Source organism: Arthrobacter sp. AD-310 (assembly GCF_054656615.1).
In genome coordinates this window covers 57,945-74,375 of sequence record NZ_BAAHNO010000029.1, presented here as the reverse complement: position 1 = coordinate 74,375, position 16,431 = coordinate 57,945, and the positions used below count along the sequence as shown (strand labels likewise).

Annotated in this window: 13 protein-coding genes; 6 read left to right on the top strand and 7 right to left on the bottom strand. The window is 67.4% G+C overall.

Going from position 1 to position 16,431, the window contains the following annotated elements; all coding sequences use genetic code 11:
* Positions 1–52 precede the first annotated feature (52 nt).
* The 3 genes from ACYQ1Z_RS16545 to ACYQ1Z_RS16535 all read right to left on the bottom strand — a co-directional run bounded on the left by ACYQ1Z_RS16545 (position 53) and on the right by ACYQ1Z_RS16535 (position 3,947).
* On the bottom strand, positions 53–886 hold the full coding sequence (locus ACYQ1Z_RS16545; protein WP_459793671.1) for a carbohydrate ABC transporter permease: 834 nt from the start codon (positions 884–886) through the stop codon (positions 53–55).
* A 77-nt stretch (positions 887–963) separates the two neighbouring features.
* Complete coding sequence (locus ACYQ1Z_RS16540) at positions 964–1,899, bottom strand: carbohydrate ABC transporter permease (RefSeq protein WP_459793637.1); 936 nt, start codon at positions 1,897–1,899, stop codon at positions 964–966.
* Complete coding sequence (locus ACYQ1Z_RS16535) at positions 1,896–3,947, bottom strand: beta-galactosidase (RefSeq protein WP_459793636.1); 2,052 nt, start codon at positions 3,945–3,947, stop codon at positions 1,896–1,898. Before ACYQ1Z_RS16535 ends, ACYQ1Z_RS16540 begins: the two co-directional genes overlap by 4 nt.
* 208 nt (positions 3,948–4,155) lie before the next feature.
* Here ACYQ1Z_RS16535 and ACYQ1Z_RS16530 point away from each other — a divergent pair, with 208 nt between their 5' ends.
* Positions 4,156–5,172 (top strand): LacI family DNA-binding transcriptional regulator, encoded by a 1,017-nt coding sequence (locus ACYQ1Z_RS16530; RefSeq protein ID WP_459793635.1) that lies wholly within the window; start codon positions 4,156–4,158, stop codon positions 5,170–5,172.
* A gap of 42 nt (positions 5,173–5,214) precedes the next feature.
* Here ACYQ1Z_RS16530 and ACYQ1Z_RS16525 read toward each other — a convergent pair whose 3' ends face one another.
* Together ACYQ1Z_RS16525 and acs are read right to left on the bottom strand one after the other, a co-directional pair.
* A complete protein-coding gene (locus tag ACYQ1Z_RS16525; protein ID WP_459793634.1) occupies positions 5,215–6,015 on the bottom strand; it encodes a DeoR/GlpR family DNA-binding transcription regulator in 801 nt (266 codons plus the stop codon).
* 200 nt (positions 6,016–6,215) lie between these two features.
* Positions 6,216–8,225, bottom strand: a complete 2,010-nt coding sequence (gene acs / locus ACYQ1Z_RS16520; RefSeq protein ID WP_459793633.1) for an acetate--CoA ligase — start codon at positions 8,223–8,225, stop codon at positions 6,216–6,218.
* Between the two features lie 395 nt (positions 8,226–8,620).
* Here acs and ACYQ1Z_RS16515 point away from each other — a divergent pair, with 395 nt between their 5' ends.
* The 3 genes from ACYQ1Z_RS16515 (at position 8,621) to ACYQ1Z_RS16505 (ending at position 11,651) form a co-directional block, all read left to right on the top strand.
* A complete protein-coding gene (locus tag ACYQ1Z_RS16515; protein WP_459793632.1) occupies positions 8,621–10,045 on the top strand; it encodes an energy-coupling factor transporter transmembrane component T family protein in 1,425 nt (474 codons plus the stop codon).
* A gap of 137 nt (positions 10,046–10,182) precedes the next feature.
* Complete coding sequence (gene nth, locus ACYQ1Z_RS16510; protein ID WP_459793670.1) at positions 10,183–10,977, top strand: endonuclease III; 795 nt, start codon at positions 10,183–10,185, stop codon at positions 10,975–10,977.
* Positions 10,974–11,651: an NUDIX hydrolase gene (locus ACYQ1Z_RS16505; protein ID WP_459793631.1), complete on the top strand. Its 678-nt coding sequence runs from the start codon at positions 10,974–10,976 to the stop codon at positions 11,649–11,651. The genes nth and ACYQ1Z_RS16505 overlap by 4 nt, the downstream gene beginning before the upstream one ends.
* A 95-nt stretch (positions 11,652–11,746) precedes the next feature.
* Here the strand turns inward: ACYQ1Z_RS16505 and ACYQ1Z_RS16500 are convergent, their stop codons facing one another.
* Both ACYQ1Z_RS16500 and ACYQ1Z_RS16495 read right to left on the bottom strand, forming a co-directional pair.
* A complete protein-coding gene (locus ACYQ1Z_RS16500) occupies positions 11,747–11,971 on the bottom strand; it encodes a YegP family protein (protein ID WP_459793630.1) in 225 nt (74 codons plus the stop codon).
* Between the two features lie 125 nt (positions 11,972–12,096).
* Positions 12,097–13,809 carry a bifunctional 3'-5' exonuclease/DNA polymerase gene (locus ACYQ1Z_RS16495; RefSeq protein WP_459793629.1) on the bottom strand — a complete coding sequence of 571 codons (1,713 nt, stop codon included), beginning with the start codon at positions 13,807–13,809 and terminating at the stop codon, positions 12,097–12,099.
* Between the two features lie 180 nt (positions 13,810–13,989).
* On the opposite strand from ACYQ1Z_RS16495, the gene ssd reads away from it, so the two are divergent.
* Together ssd and ACYQ1Z_RS16485 are read left to right on the top strand one after the other, a co-directional pair.
* A complete protein-coding gene (gene ssd / locus ACYQ1Z_RS16490) occupies positions 13,990–15,135 on the top strand; it encodes a septum site-determining protein Ssd (RefSeq protein WP_459793628.1) in 1,146 nt (381 codons plus the stop codon).
* A gap of 59 nt (positions 15,136–15,194) precedes the next feature.
* On the top strand, positions 15,195–16,367 hold the full coding sequence (locus tag ACYQ1Z_RS16485) for a TadA family conjugal transfer-associated ATPase (RefSeq protein WP_459793669.1): 1,173 nt from the start codon (positions 15,195–15,197) through the stop codon (positions 16,365–16,367).
* Positions 16,368–16,431: the final 64 nt, after the last annotated feature.

Genomic DNA, 16,431 nt, shown 5'->3' with positions numbered 1-16,431 from the left:
GTGCCGCAGCGGGTGCGGCGGGATGGTGGGGTTGGGGGAAGGGCGGAGGAGGTTATTTGACGCTTCCGGCGCCCAGTCCGCTGCTCCAGAAGCGTTGAAGCCCGAGGAACGTCGCGATGAGCGGGAGGATGGAAACGAGTGCACCGATGATCACGAGGACGCGGAGCTCCGGTATCTGGCTGATCTGGCTGTTCCATGCGTACAGCCCCAGGGTGACGGGAAACAGCACCTGGTCGCGGAGCATGATCAGGGGCAGGAAGAAGTTGTTCCAGATCGCCACGAACTGGAACAGGAAGATGGTCACGAGCGCCGGGGCCATCAGGCGGGTGGAAACGGTAAAGAAGGTCCTGACCTCCGAGGAACCGTCCAGGCGGGCCGCCTCCAGGAGTTCGGTGGGGACGCTCGCCGCGGCGTAGATCCGGGCAAGGTAGACGCCGAAGGGGCTGACCAGGCTGGGCAGGAACACCGCCCAGAGGGTGTTGGTCAGTTTCACTTCGCTGAAGATCAGGAACAGCGGCAGGGCGAGCGCCGTTGCAGGAACCAGGACGCCGCTGAGCACGATATTGAAGATCGCCTCCCGGCCGCGGAACTCGTACTTCGCCAGGGCGTAGCCGCACATGGCGGCGATGACGGTGCCCAGGAGGGCGCCGAGTCCGGCGTAGAGGGCGCTGTTGGCGAGCCACCGGCCGAAGACTCCGTCGCCGTAGGTGAAGAGGCTGCCCAGGTTGGCGAAGAACGTGGGGATGGAGTCCATGGTGAACCACAGCGGCGCAGTGCCCGTGATCTGCCCGCCGGTCTTGGTTGAGGAGACCAGGAGCCACCAGATGGGGATCAGGAAGTACAGCGTGAAGACGCCCATGACGAGCATGGCGGCGCCACGGGACATGATGCTTTGCCTCGGCCCGCGCGGATTGGCCCCGGGCCTGGTGGAGGTTTTTTCTGTTGCCGTGGCTGTTGCTGCACTCACTGGGAGACCTTCCGCTGGGTTGCCTTCAGGAAGACAAAGGAAAGAACGAACGTTGCCAGCGCCAGCACCACCGAGAACGCTGCTGCGAGGTTGTAGTTCGGTACCGACGCGGTGGTGTAGACGGCGAGGTTGGGCGTGAACGTGCTGCTGATGGCGGAGCTGAAGCTGCGGAGGGTCTGGGGTTCGGCCAGCAGCTGCAGGGTGCCGATGATGGAGAACACGCCGGTGAGGATGATGGCAGGGACCACCAGCGGGATTTTGATCCGCCAGGCGATCTGCAGGTTGCTGGCGCCGTCCAGCCGAGCTGCCTCGTAGATTTCCGTGGGGATCGCCAGCAGGGATGAATAGATGATCAGCATGTTGTAGCCGACGTAGACCCAGGTGACGATGTTCGCCACGGCCCATAGCACCAGCTCGGCTGACAGGAAGTTCACTCCGGAAGTGATGGCCTCGAAGGGGGAGAGCGACGGGGAATACAGGAAGCCCCACATGATGGCGGCAATGACGCCGGGGACGGCGTAGGGCGCGAAGAATGCGAGCCGGAAGAACTTCTTGCCCTTCAGCAGGGGTGAGTCAAGCAGCAGGGCGAAAACCAGGGCAAGCCCGAGCATGATGGGCACCTGGACCACCCCGAAGAGGAGTACCCGTCCAACGGCCTGCCAGAATTCACTGTTCTGGAACACCTGCTGGTACTGGACGAAACCGCCGAATACCTGCTGGGGAGGACCGAAGGTCCCTTTGCGTTCCACCGTGAGCAGGGACTGCACCACGGCGAAAATGATGGGAACCGCGTAGAAGGCGAGAAACAGGACACCGAAGGGCGCCACGAACAGCAGAATGGCCCGGCGGTGGGACGAGATGGTCCTGGTTTTCCGGGTCTTCGGCGCCCCCTGGGCCGGTGCCGGAGCAGTGCTTGGTCTGGTCACTTTCAATTATCCTTTTGGCCGGTGCTTGGGCCGGTTGGGGGTGTTGGGTTGGAGATGCGGACCACGCGCACGGCGCCCGCAGGAACGACGACGGCGGAGGAGACTTCCTCGCCCGCAAGGAGTTCGTAGCCGCGCGCCGGGTGTTTGTGCTCGTCCGCTGAATGGTTGATCAGGAACAGGTAGCTGTTGTCCGGTCCGGACCTGACGACCACTTCGAGGCCTTCGGGGCCGGCCAGGGTGCTTATCCCTGCATCCGCGGCCGCCTCGGTGACAATCTCGCCCAGGGCGGCAGGTGTGAGTACGGTCCCGATGTACCAGGCGTTGCCGGCGCCGTGGCGGTTGCGGGTGACGGCGGGGGAGCCGGCCAGGTGCCCCTCGGTGAAAGACAGTTTTGCTTCGGCGCCTTCGAGGCGGGTGGCCTCGGTCCAAAGTGCGGCTTCGGTGCCGTTGTCCAGGCTCACGGTACGTTCCGGGGGCAGCGGGTAAAACTCCTCGGAGCGGATGCCGAGCAGGCTCCGGAATGCTCCGGGGTAGCCTCCGGTGAGCACCTTTTCGTTTTCGTCGACGATGCCGCTGAAATAGGTTACGACGGCGGTTCCTCCGTTCCGCACGAAGTCGGCCAGTGCGGTGGACTCGCTGTCCCGGACAAGGTAGAGGCCCGGAACGGCCGCCAGCTTGTAGCCCGACAGATCGGCGCCGGGGGCGACAACGTCCACGGTGATGCCGGCTTCCCGCAAGGCCCTGTGCATGGCGTGGACCTGGTCGAGGTACTTCACGTCCGAAGAAGGGTGGGACTCCTGGTCGTAGGCCCACCAGGCCTCCCAGCTGAACACCAGTGCGGCCTCCGCCTGCACCGTGGTTCCCGCGAGCTCTCCCAGCTTCCCGAGGATGGCGCCCAGTTCCAGCACCTCGCGCCAGATGCGTGAGTCCGTTCCTGCGTGGGGAAGCATCGCGGAGTGGAATTTTTCACTGCCCTGCACGGAAGCCCGCCACTGGAAAAAGCAGAGACCGTCGGCTCCCCGGGCAACATGCACCAGCGAATTGCGGAGCATTTCCCCGGGTTCCTTGGCAATGTTGCGGGGCTGCCAGTTGACCGCCGAGGTGGAATGTTCCATCAGCAGCCATGGCTGTCCCAGGCTCAGGCCGCGGGTGGCGTCGGCGGCGAATGCCAGCTCGGCTGTGGGGGCGTCAAGCCTGTGGTCCAGGTAGTGGTCATTGGCGATGACGTCCATGTGCGGGGCCCAGGACCAGTAGTCCTGGCTGCGGATGTGGGCAGTGACCATGAAATTGGTGGTGACGGGAACACTGCTGTGCTCCCTGAGGAGTTCAGCTTCGGACTGGTAGTAGCCAAGGAGTTCATCGGAGCTGAACCGATGGAAGTCGAGTACCTGGGTGGGGTTGTTGGTGGACACGGTGGTCCGGGGCGGCAGCACCTGGTTCCAGTCCGTGTAACGCTGCGACCAGAAAGTGGTGCCCCATGCGGAGTTGAGCGCGTCCAGCGTGTCATAGCGGGCAACGAGCCACGTGCGGAAGGCGGCGGCGGAAACGTCGCAGTAGCAGAGGGCGTTGTGGCAACCCAGTTCATTGGAGACGTGCCAGAGCCGGACGGCAGGGTGGGCGCCGTAGCGGCGGACCATCTCGCCGACCAGCCGGAGGGCGTGTTCCCTGTACCGCGGCGAACTGGGGCACCACGCCTGCCGCCCGCCGGGCCATGCCCGTACACCCGAGGCGGACTGCGGAAGGATCTCCGGGTGCAGGCTGGTCAGCCAGGCAGGTGTGGAGGAGGTGCCGGTGCCGAGGTTGACCCCAATTCCGTTGGTGTGGAGGAGATCCAGGATCTCGTCCAGCCGGTCAAAAGAGTATTGTCCCGGGGAGCTTTCAAGCTCTGCCCAGCCGAAGATGTTGACGGCCACCAGGTTCACGCCGGCCTGCTTCATGAGGCGGACGTCTTCCTCCCAGACTGCCCTGTCCCACTGCTCCGGGTTGTAATCACAGCCGTAAACGAGCTCTCCGTTGCCGGACAGTTCCGTGACGGGCGTTCTGCTGGGACTCAATCCTGCTCCTTCGACATGCAGCAGACGTGCAATCCGAGGGAGGCCCTTGGTCTTGACGCTGTTGTCTAAAATCTGTGAACGCTCCCAGGATGCGCACGCAAGTGTGAGCTGTGCGATGTGGGAACGTTCACAGACTATCTGTGTGAATACCCCGTGTCAACGGCGGAAGCATGGAACATGCCTGCTTTCGCTCGGCTACAGTACAGATATGTCCTTGACCCGCACCCGACCCCGCCGCGCCACCATCAACGATGTAGCGCGCGCCGCCGGGCTGTCGAGAGGGACTGTTTCCAGGGTGGTCAACGGCGAAAAATACGTTTCCGAAGAAGCGCGGCAGGCGGTGGAAGAGGCTATCGCCGAAGTGGGCTACGTCCGCAACAGTGCAGCACGGAACCTGGTCAAACAGGAGTCCCGGGCAATCGGCCTGATCATCCATGAGCCGCACTCCCTGCTCTTCGAGGACCCGAATATCGGCTCGATCCTGCTGGGGGCCAATGAGGTGCTCTCCAGGGCCGACTACCAGCTGGTGTCCCTCATCATCGATTCCGACCGGGACAGCCGCCGCGTTGCGGACTACCTGCGTGGCGGCCTGGTTGACGGTGCCGTCATCATCTCCGCCCGCGCCTCGGACCCCATCGCGGCCGCTGTCGCGGATATCGGGTTGCCGGCGGCCTTTGTGGGGCATCCTGACGGTACCCCGGACCTGCCGTACGCTGCGATCAACAATGTGGAGGCGGCCCGCAGTATCACCAGCAGGCTCCTGGAGACCGGGCGTAAGCGGGTGGGCATGATTGCCAGTGCGCTCGACCGCGACTCTGGCCAGGATCGCCTCACCGGATTCCGGGCGGCGATGGGTGGGGATTTCGATCCGGGGCTGGTGGTGGAGTACCCCCTGTATACCTACGCTGCGGGGCTGGACGGCATGCAGGAGCTCCTTCGCCGGGAGCCTTCGATCGACGGGGTTTTCGCGGCGTCGGACGCGGTGGCAGCAGGGGCTATGACCGCACTCCAGGAGGCCGGCCGGCGGGTGCCCGAAGATGTGGGCATCGTCGGTTTCGACGACAGCAGCTGGGCGCTGCGGTGCAGGCCGCAGCTTTCTACGGTCCGGCAGCCCGCGGATCTTCTGGGAAGCACCGCCGCCGAACTCGTCCTTGCGCAGCTCAACGGACTTCCGGGCACACCGAGGGTCCTGGAAACCACGATCATGTGGCGCGATTCCGCCTGACATCGCGGAGCGGCGCCCAGCCGGAGCTGTACCTGGCTGCGGTCATTCAGCGGGAGAAGTGTCCCGGGCAATCCGCAGCTTCGTGGTTTCGCCCAGGATGCGGCGGGCATCGGCCCCCAGCCCCGCATCGCTGATAACCTCGTCCACGCTGTCCAGCGAGGCGATGGAGCTGATGCCCAGCATGCCCCACTTGGTGTGGTCCGCCAGGACGACAGTCTTGCGGGCAGCCGCCACGAAGGCACGGTCGGTCTCCGCCTCGAGCAGGTTGGGGGTGGTGAAGCCGGCCTCGGCATCCATCCCATGGACACCCAGGAAGAGCACGTCCAGGTGAAGCTGCTTCAGGGCCCCGGTGGCGATGGGACCCACCAGCGCGTCCGATGGCGTGCGCTCGCCGCCGATCAGGATCACGGATGAGGCGTACCGGGCCGGGCCGGACGACGCGGCAAGATGGAACAGGTCCGCGATCCTTACCGAGTTGGTGACAACAGTGACCCGCGGGCCGCCGGCAAGTTCTTTGGCCAGTGCCCACGTCGTGGTTCCGGCACTGAGCCCCACGGCCATCCCTTCCTGCACCAGCCGGGCAGCCTCCACAGCGATGGCGCGCTTCTCGGCCGTCAGCTGGGTGGATTTCAATTCAAACCCGGGCTCGTGGGTGCCGGCATCGCCGGGCAGCTTGGCGCCGCCGTGGATGCGTTCCAGCCGGCCGCCCTCCTCCAGGACTTCGATGTCGCGGCGGACGGTCATCAGTGAGACACCGAGCTGCTGGGCCAGGTCCGAAACCCGCACAACCCGCTCGCGCTGGAGCGCGTCCAAAATCGCCTCGTGGCGGGCAACGGCAAGCATACGGGCTGGTCCTTCGGGCAGGGTGACAGGGGGCTGCTCCCAGTCTAAGTGCCTACCACGCTGACGCGCGGGAGTCATCCTCCGCGTGCTGCTCGTCCCTCGCTTTGACGCACGCTTCCGGATAACCCCCACGCATCAGCTTGTGCGTTAGTCCCGGGTGGGAGCTGCGCCCGCCCTGCTCGCGGTCGCCAGATACTGCCTTATTTTCTAAGTGAGGCCGCGATCTGCTGCATGATCGTGGGATCCGACAGGGTGGTGGCGTCGCCGGGGTCGCGGCCTTCTGCGACGTCCTTGAGGAGGCGGCGCATGATCTTGCCGGACCGGGTCTTGGGCAGTTCCGGGACCACCAGGATGTTCTTGGGCTTGGCAATCGGGCCGATTTCCTTGCCGACGTGGTTGCGGAGCTCCTGAACGGTTTCGTCGCCGTTGTTCGCGGCGTCGCCGCGGAGGATCACGAACGCGACCACGGCCTGTCCGGTGGTTTCGTCGCTGGCGCCCACGACGGCGGCCTCGGCCACGGCGGGATGGCTCACCAGGGCGGATTCGATCTCAGTGGTGGAGAGCCGGTGCCCGGAGACGTTCATGACATCGTCCACACGGCCGAGGAGCCAGACGTCGCCGTCCTCGTCCTTCTTGGCGCCGTCGCCGGCGAAGTACATGTTCTCGAACCGGGACCAGTAGGTGTCCTTGAACCGTTCCGGATCGCCCCAGATGCCGCGGAGCATGGACGGCCACGGTTCGCGGATCACCAGGAACCCGCCGTGCCCGTCCGGGACGGACTCGCCCATTTCGTCGACGACGTCCACAGCGATGCCAGGCAGCGGAACCTGGGCGGAGCCGGGCTTCGCGGCCGTCACACCAGGCAGCGGGGCGATCATCTGGGCACCGGTTTCGGTCTGCCACCAGGTGTCCACGATCGGGGCCTTGCCCCCGCCGATCACTTCCCGGTACCACATCCACGCTTCCGGGTTGATGGGCTCACCCACGGAGCCGAGCACGCGCAGGGAGGTGAGGTCGTACTTGTCCGGGATTTCCCGGCCCCACTTCATGAAGGTGCGGATCGCAGTGGGGGCGGTGTACAGGATGGAGACCTTGTACTTTTCCACGATCTCCCACCAGCGGCCCTGGTGCGGGGAGTCAGGAGTACCTTCGTACATGACCTGGGTGGCGCCGTTGATGAGCGGGGCGTAGGTGACGTAGGAGTGGCCGGTGACCCAGCCGACGTCGGCCGTGCACCAGTACACGTCCGTCTCCGGGTGCAGGTCGAAGACGGCTTTGTGGGTGTAGGCGGTCTGGGTGAGGTAGCCGCCGGTGGTGTGCAGGATGCCCTTGGGCTTGCCGGTGGTGCCGGAGGTGTAGAGGATGAACAGCGGGTGCTCGGAGTCGTGCCCGACGGCGGTGTGCTCGGCTGACGCGGCGTCCACCGTGTCCGCCCACCAGTGGTCCCGGCCCTCGGTCCAGTCAACGTCCTGGCCGTTGCGCTTGACCACCACCACGTTCTGTACGGTGTGCCCGTCGCTGGCAAGCGCCTCGTCCACGGCAGGCTTCAACGCGCTGGGCTTGCCGCGCCGGTAGGTCCCGTCGGCGGTGACCACGAGTTTGGCCTCAGCGTCCTCGATGCGGGAACGGAGGGCATCGGCGGAGAACCCGCCGAAGACCACCGAGTGCACGGCACCGATCCGGGCGCACGCCAGCAGCGTGATCACGGCCTCCGGAATCATGGGCAGGTAGACGGCTACCCGGTCGCCCTTGGCAACGCCCAGGGACTCGAAGGCGTTCGCGGCCTTCTTCACTTCCTCAGTGAGTTCCGCGTAGGTGTAGCTGCGGGTGTCGCCTGGTTCGCCCTCGAAGTGGATGGCGATCCGGTCGCCGCGGCCGGCCTCGACATGCCGGTCCAGCGCGTTGTACGCCGCATTGACCTCGCCGCCGACGAACCACTTCGCGAACGGCGGGTTGGACCAGTCCAACGCCTCGTCAAAGTCCTTGCTCCAAGTGAGCAGCTCCCTGGCCTGCTTTGCCCAGAAAGCCGGCCGGTCGGCGTCGGCCGCCTTGTATTCGTCAGCACCAACAACGGCGTTGGCGGCGAACTCCGGTGACGGCGGGAACGTCCTGGTCTCATGCAGCAGGTTTTCAAAGGCGTCGCCCTGCTGTGCACCCTGTCCTGCGGGGGCGGAGGGAACGGTGGCCGTGGAGCTTGTGTCCTGGGACATGTGAACCTCATCATTCATCGATCTTTGCTGCGCGGGATGCAGGCCACGGCCGGCCAGGCCGCAAGCACGACACCGGGCACCGGCCGATCACGGACATACCGCAAAGAGCTGTTCCGGAAATAAGACTAATGCCTGCCTCCGCATGTATGTGTTGGGTGTCACAGAGCAGCCAGCGAGCGGCGTCCATTGTGCGGTGAGTGGTCTGCCGCGGCGCTCCGGCCGGGCTGGTCCAGCTAGTGATCAGCCCGGCTGTTGACTAGGCTGAAATGGAATTGTGACTTCACATCGGACCGCGGCGTGCAGGCTTTCACACCGCCTGGCTGCAGCGGTTCCAGTGTTACGACGGGACGGTTCAGGGGCTCCTGCCCCGGCACCGCCACGCTAAGGAGAGCAGAATGAACCAGCAAAGCTACGGCCAGAAAACCGGCCCCGACACCGCCGCAGGTTCCGGCGCTACGGGTCCAGCCAACGGCGCGGGCCGGCAGGCCGGGACCGCTGGCGCGCCGGCAGCCACCGGCCTCGCCAAGGACGCCAACCAGGCTGTGCTGGGCCCGTTCACCGTGCGGGACCTCGCCGTCTTCGCCGCCACCCTCATCCTGTTCATCGCCTCGCTGCTGCCCATCTTCGGCGGCCGCTACAACCTGTGGAACCTGAACAACCTGTTCTTCCTGGGACTGGGCGCCATCCTTCCGCTGATCGTCAGCGCGCTGTTCGCGGCCCGCCGGCTCGCTCCGGCCACAAAAATCCGCGTCGGGTCCCTCTCGGTCGACCAGTTCGCATCCGTCGTGGCGTGCTTCGCCGTCGCTTTCTTCTTCCTCTCCGTCGCCGGCGCCTACGTGCCGAGCCTCCTGGTGGGCCTTATCGGTGCGCTGGTGCTGTTTGCCGCCACGGTGTTGGGCCGTTTCCTCCCGTACCTCTCCGGGGACTTCAAGGACCGGGCCGAAGCGCCCGCGCACATCGTCGCCCGCGACGCCGCCGTGCCGGTCCGGAAGCCGCGCGCTCCCAGGGAGCCCAAGCCCGGGTCCGACAACAAGCCCGGCGGAAAGCTGCTCAGCGCTGCCGGCGGAAAACTCGGATCTGCCGGCGGGAAGCTGTTCGGTGGCGCGGGTTCAGGGTCCTCCGCGGTCCAGCCCGGGTCACCGGCCGCGGCCGAACCCGCAGGCCAGCCTGGTTCCGCCGTGCGGGAACCCGCCGCCCAGGGCGCATCACACCACGCACCGGCAACCGCGGCGGTTCCCCAGGCGACCGCAGGAGCGGGTGCCGCCGGCGCAGCTGCCGCAGGACACAACTTCACTGCTCCCGACGTTTCCGGCCGCGCGCCCGAAGTCGATGCCGGCCCGCCCACCCAGGCCGCCGACGTCGTGCGCCCTGCCTCCGCAGCGGCAGCGGAGGACACCCAGTTCGGGGACGTTCCCGCGGCCGCCGGGGGATCGTCCTCAACGGAGGGCGGCGGGCAGCACGGACATCACGACGGCGGCGCGCAGCTGGCTGCCGCTGCCCCGGCGGCGAGGGGCACCTGGGAACCGCCGGCCGCCACCGCCGTCCACCAGCAGATCCGCACCGAGGAACCCATCGGAGCTACGGTGGATCCCTCCAGCCGGCATGACGAGCTGGACGACCAGCCCATCCACGAGGCGTTCTGGTTCGCCGTGGCCCAGCACCGCACCGCCTACGATCCCCGTACCGGGGCGCCGGCGTTCGTCATCGAGCCGGGCGGGTGGGTGCTTGCCCTCGAGGACCGTGGCCACGAGTTCCTGGTCCAGCACACTGACGGACGGCTCGGGGTCCTGCGCGACCTCAGCAACATCGAGCGCGGCTAGCCTCCATGGCCGCGCTGGGCCAACCCCGCCGCCGGGCCGCCACCACCGGCAGCACGCCCGTGTCCGCCGGCCGGGCTGCGTCTGCCCGGCAGGCAGTGTCTCCCCGCCAGACGGTGTCTACCCGCCAGACGGCGGGGATGCCGGTGGTTTCGTCCGAGTCGATGCTGGCGCTTAAGCGGCGTGCCCGGCGGATCAACAGGGCTCTGGCGGAAAAGTACCCCTACGCCCACGCGGAGCTGGATTTCACCAACCCGTTCGAGCTGCTGGTGGCCACAGTGCTGTCCGCGCAGACCACCGACGTGACGGTCAACCTGATCACGCCTGTACTGTTCGGCCGCTACCCGGACGCCCGCGCAATGGCCGAGGCGGACCCCACAGCGCTGGAAGAAATCATCAAACCCACCGGGTTCTTCCGCGCGAAGGCCCGGAACATCCTTGCCCTGGCCACCCGCCTGGTGGACGAGTACGACGGTGTGGTCCCCGGACGGCTCGAGGATCTGGTCACCCTGCCAGGTGTGGGCCGGAAAACGGCCAACGTAGTGCTCGGCAACGCCTTCGGTATCCCCGGAATCACCGTGGACACCCATTTCGGCAGGCTGGCCCGCCGGTTCGGCTGGACCCAGTCTGAGGACCCGGTCCAGATCGAATACGACGTGGCTGAGCTGTTTGAGCCCAGGGACTGGACCATGCTTTCGCACCGGGTGGTGTTCCACGGCCGGCGCGTCTGCCACTCCCGGAAGCCAGCTTGCGGGGCCTGCCCTGTAGCCAATCTGTGCCCTAGCTACGGGCTGGGCGAGACGGATCCGGTCAAGGCGGCCAAACTGTTGAAGTACGAACTTGCCCCCGGCAGCGAGGCTTTGCTGGCTGAACTGCTGGCCAACACGGAACGCGCCGCTGAAATCAGGATGGCGTCGCGCAAGAGGACTCCGTGAGCGCCCGCGAGGACCTGCTGGACCTGGTCCGGCGGGTGGAGTCCGGGACGGACTCAACCCCGGATCCCCGCTGGGCGGCCCTCACCGTGGATGAAGAGTTGGCCCGGAGGGCGGCTGTGCTGATGCTTTTCGGTTCACTCGATGACGTGCCCGCGTCCTCCGATAAGCCCCTGGCGCCGGCCGACCTTGACGTCTTACTGCTGGAACGGGCCCATACGCTCGGTTCGCATCCGGGACAGGTCGCCTTCCCCGGCGGCAGTATCGACGCAGGGGAGTCCCCGGTTGAGGCGGCCCTGCGCGAGGCAGTGGAGGAAACCGGGCTCGATGCCGGCGGCGTGGAAGTCCTGGGCACCCTTCAGCACCTCGGACTGCCACACAGTAACTTCCTTGTGGCGCCCGTGCTTGCCTGGTGGCGTTCGCCGTCGCCGGTCCGGGTGGTGGACTACGCGGAGTCCGCCCAGGTTTTCCGGGTGCCGGTGCGGGACCTGCTCGACCCGGAGAACCGGGTGATGGCAACGGTCCGCCGCGCCGGGCGCACGTTCGACAGCCCTGGGTTCACGGTCAACGGTGTTGTGGTGTGGGGGTTTACCGGAATTGTCCTGAGCGGGCTTTTCGACCAGCTGGGCTGGTCCGTCCCGTGGGACCACAACCGGCTGCACCCGGTCATGGTGTGAAGGGTAATCAGGGCAGCCACGCGCGCCATTGAGCGCGGCTGCCCGGCATAGGGAGGGGGCCCGGCCGTGCCGGGCGCCCCAAAGCATTCGGAGCCTCAGGCCTGCTGGTGCCTCAGGTCAACCACCACGCCGGTGGCGGCGTTCTCCCGCATCGCCTTGATGCCTTCCAGCAGTGTGTTCAAGGACTTGAAGTTGGGTGACACGGCAACGATGTTGCCTTCTGAATCGGTGAGCCGCAGCCTGTACGACTCGTCTCCTACTCGGTGAATTTCGAACCTGCCCGCCATGTGCCGGACCTCCCCTGGTGTGCGTCGTTGCATCAGCCTTCGGACCGATCTGCCTCAGTCGCGCTTAGAACTGTAACGCCCGTCACGCTCCCCGTCGAGCTACTGCCGGGTAGGTTACTTTTCCGTCATGTGGGTAGGAATGCGGAGTTAAGGCGCAGCTATTTGGCCTGGTCATAGGAGTCCACCACGGCAACGCTCACCGGGAATTCCACGGGGATGGGACCGAACAGCAGCTCCTTCGCGGCGTTGGCGGCCTCCTCTATGGCTTGGATGCATGCATCCACCGCCTGGGCGGGTGCGTGGACCATGACCTCGTCGTGGAGGAAAAAGACCAGCTCGGCGCGGGTGCCGTCCGCGCGCAACGCACGCAGCCGCCGTCGTAGTTCCGCGAGCCAGCACGCCGCCCAGTCTGCGGCCGAGCCCTGGACCACGAAGTTGCGGGTGAAACGGCCCCGGGACCGGGCAATCGATTCAGCCCGGCGCTGCTCCTCCGCGCTGGAAGACCGCTGGCTCTGGAACCAGCGCTCCGACGGCGGCGGGCTGCTGCGGCCCAGCCGGGTGGTCACCGTCCCGCCCGCTTCGCCTTCCCGTGCGGCCCGTTCCACGAAGTCAACAGCCCGCGGGTAGGTGCGCGCCAGCTGCGGCATCAGCCGGCCGGACTCCCCGGACGTGGCGCCGTACATCGCGCCGAGCAGCGCCACCTTCGCCTTGGCCCTGTCACCGCCGAACCCCTTCGCGGCGATGCCGGCGTACAGGTCCTGGTCACGGGCGGCCTCGGCCATGATGGGGTCCCGGGCCAGGGCCACGAGCACCCGTGGCTCCAGCTGCGACGCATCCGCGACAACCAGCTTGCAGCCAGGGTCGGCGTGCACCGCGCCGCGGACCTGCCGGGGAATCTGCAGGGCGCCACCGCCGCGGGACGCCCACCTCCCGGACACCACGCCGCCCACTACGTACTCCGGGCGGAACCGGCCGCCGGACACCCACGCGTCCAGCCAGGCCCAGCCGTTCGCCGTGTGCAGCCGCGAAAGCTTCTTGTACTCCAGCAGAGGCGCGATGGCAGGATGGTTTGACTCCCGCAGCTCCCATTTCCGCGTGCTTTTAACCTCGATGCCGTTGCGGTGCAGGACCCGCATCAGCTCCTGCGGTGAGTCAGGGTTCAAGGCGGGTGCATTCAGCAGCTGCCTTAGCTCGGTGGCGAGCGCTTCCAGGCGGGCGGGCCGGTGGCCCGCGGCCGGGCGGGGGCCCAGGTGGGCGGCCAGGATCTTTTCGTGCAGGTCCTCACGCCAGGGGACGCCGGAGTGCTGCATTTCCGCTGCGGTCATGGCTGCCGCGGACTCCGCTGCCAGCAGCAGCTGCAGCCGGTTGCGCAGGTTCCCTTCGGTGCTGACCGCGGCCAGTGCTTCCTGCTGGGCCGCGTACTCAACCTGAAGCTCTTCAACGGCGGGCCCGGTTGACTGTCCGGTATGTGGTTCGTCAAAGAGGGCCCCCTGGTCCGCCGGCGGGCGCGGCGGCAGGAGCGATTTGGGCGGGAGGACGGGATCCTCCAGTGGAGTCCTGTCCGCGGTCTTCGCATAGTCCGTGTGGGCGGTGAACTGCGAAAAGGCCAGGATGTTTCCGCAAAGGGTGAGGTCGTGGCACCGTTCAAGCTCCACGCCGGCGGCCAGCAGGTCCGGGTACCAGTCCTGGGTGCGGTGCCAGATCCAGCGCGGCCGCTGCCCGGCGGGACGCGCCTCCAGGCCACGCACGACGGCGGCAAGGTCGCCGCGGGCAACGACGTGCGGTTCGGAATTGTCCGGCAGGGGACGGCCTGCCTGGGTGACTTCCTGCATGGCCACGCCGTTCGGGTGGGCGGCGAGCAGCAGGTACATGCTCCAATTGTGCCCTGCCGCCCTGTGCCCTGCTGCCCTGTGCCCTGCAGTCCAGTGCCCTGCCGCCCTGTCGCCGCTTGGCCGGTTGCCTGCTGCCGGATTCCCGGTGCACCGCCCGCTTTTCCACATAGCGCCCGGTGTGGCTTCTGTGCCGCGGACGGGGTGGGGAGAGTGGGTTCCATGAGCAGGCACCAGCTGACACCTTCCCACGCCGCATCCCTTGAACCGGGGGAGGGTACAGGACAAACTGCCGATTCCTGGCTGCCGGACGGCTCGGAGGAGGTGTTGCTGGTGACCTCGTCGGCGGTCCTCCGCGCCGAGGTGGAGCGGATTGTGGCTGCCGCGGGCGCCCGGTTGCGGGTTGCCGCTGATGCCGCAGGCAGTGGCAGGTACTGGGACAGCGCCGGGGCGGTATTGGTGGGCAGTGACATCCGGGAACTGCCGCCCCGCCGCAGGGCACCCGCTGTTTTGGTGGGTCTGGACGGTGAGGGCGACAGTCTCTGGCACCTGGCCGCAGCCCTGGGTGCGGAGCGGGTCGCGGTCCTGCCCGACGCCGCGGCCTGGCTGGCCGACCATCTGAGCCGTTCCCGTTCTCCCGGGCCGGGCGGCCTTGTCCTTGGTGTCACCGGCGGCTGCGGCGGCGCCGGGGCCACCACGGCTGCGGTGTGGATAGCCCAGGCGGCGGCAGGGCTTGGTATCCGGGTGCTGCTGGTGGACGGCGACCCCTGGGGCGGCGGGGTGGAACTCGCCGTAGCGGCGGAGGATGCCCCCGGTCTGCGCTGGCCTGACCTGGCCGAGGCGCGGGGCAGCATTGACCCGGTGCAGCTCGCTGATTCCCTTCCCGTTGCCGGAGGCTTTTCCTTCCTGTCCTGGCCCGCCAGCAGGGAACCGTGGGAACCGGTGGCTGCCGCCACCACCGCTGGTGTCCTGGACGCTGCCCGCCGCGGGTATGAATTGGTCGTTGTGGACATCGGGCGGAGGACGGAACCGCTGCAGTCCTTTGCGTGGGACTGCGACCGGATCCTGGTGGTGGTGCCCGCGCAGCTGAAAGCGGCGGTGGCAGCGGTGCGCCTGCTGCAGGAGTTCCCGCCGGTCGAGGCCGCCCTCCTGGTCCGCGGGAGACCGGGTGCAGCTTTGGACGGCTCCGTGCTGTCCGGTGCCATTGGAATCCCGGTTGAGGGCAGGGTGCCTGAACTGCGCGGGGTGGGCGCGGCCACGGAATCCGGACGGCTTCTGGACCTGGGCAGGCGGCGCAGCGTCCGACGCTTTGCCGGTTCCGTCCTCGACGCCCTCGGCGACGGGGTGCCGGCGGGTGAGCTGGCATGATCCAGCAGGGACCGGCAGGCGAAACCCGCGTGGGGAACCGGCGCCGGGACAGCCGTCTCATGGAAGGCCGGGCGCGCCGGGCCGTGGACGCCGGCCTGCTGGAAACAGTCCGGGAGTCCATGATGGCCGATTCCGCTGCAGTGACGCCGTCCCGGGTGGCAGCCGCCGTGCAGGCCACGGGCAAACTGCTGGGCACTGCAGGCTCCCTCGCGGCTGCGGAACGGATCAGTGCCGAGTTGAACGGGCTTGGGCCGCTGCAGGAGCTGACCCGGGACCCGGCCACCACAGACATCTTCGTCAACGCCACCGACTCGGTGTGGGTGGACCGGGGCCGCGGCATCGAGCGGGTCCGGGTCTGCTTTGACAGTGAATCCCAGCTCCGGGCGCTGGCATGCCGGCTCGTCGCGGCAGGCGGGCGGAGACTGGACGACGGCTCGCCGTGCGTTGATGTGCGCCTTGCCGGCGGCTATCGTGTCCATGCCGTCCTGCCTCCGGTCTCGACGGCCGGGACACTGCTGAGCATCCGGATCCGGCGGGAACGGGTCTTTACCCTCGATGAACTGGGCGCCGCCGGGCTTTTCGGGCCGCGGGTCCGGGAGGCCCTGGAGGCGGTGGTGGCCCACCGGTTGAGTTTCCTGATCAGCGGCGCCACGGGATCCGGGAAGACCACCCTGCTGTCCACCCTCCTGGGCCTGTGTTCTGTGGAGGAACGGCTGGTCGTGATCGAGGATGCATCGGAACTCAATCCGGTGCACCCCCACGTCGTGTCCCTGGAATCGCGGCACGGAAACCTCGAAGGCGGGGGAGCGGTGGACCTCGGTGAACTTGTCCGGCAGGCCCTGCGGATGAGGCCGGACCGGCTGGTGGTGGGCGAGTGCCGCGGCGCGGAAGTCCGTGAGCTTCTCACCGCCATGAATACCGGCCACAGCGGAGGCGGCGGCACCATCCATGCGAACACGGCCACGGCCGTCCCGGCCCGGCTGACGGCGCTTGGCGCTCTGGCCGGGCTGGGTCCGGATGCGGTCAGGCTTCAGGCCTCCAGTGCGCTCGACGTCGTGATTCACGTTGAACGGACGGCGAGGGGACGGGAAGTGTCCTGCATCGGCGTTGTTGCCGACGGCCCGGACGGACTGGCAGTTGTCCCGGCGCTCGAATCTCCGGACGGGGTACCCGGCCCGGCGTGGCCTGTGCTCGCTGGCCGGCTGGGACTGGACGCCGGTGATGTTCCATGATCTTTCTTCTGTCCGCGGTCCTGGCGTCCGCAGCCGTGCTGCTGCTGAAACCTCCAGGCGGCGC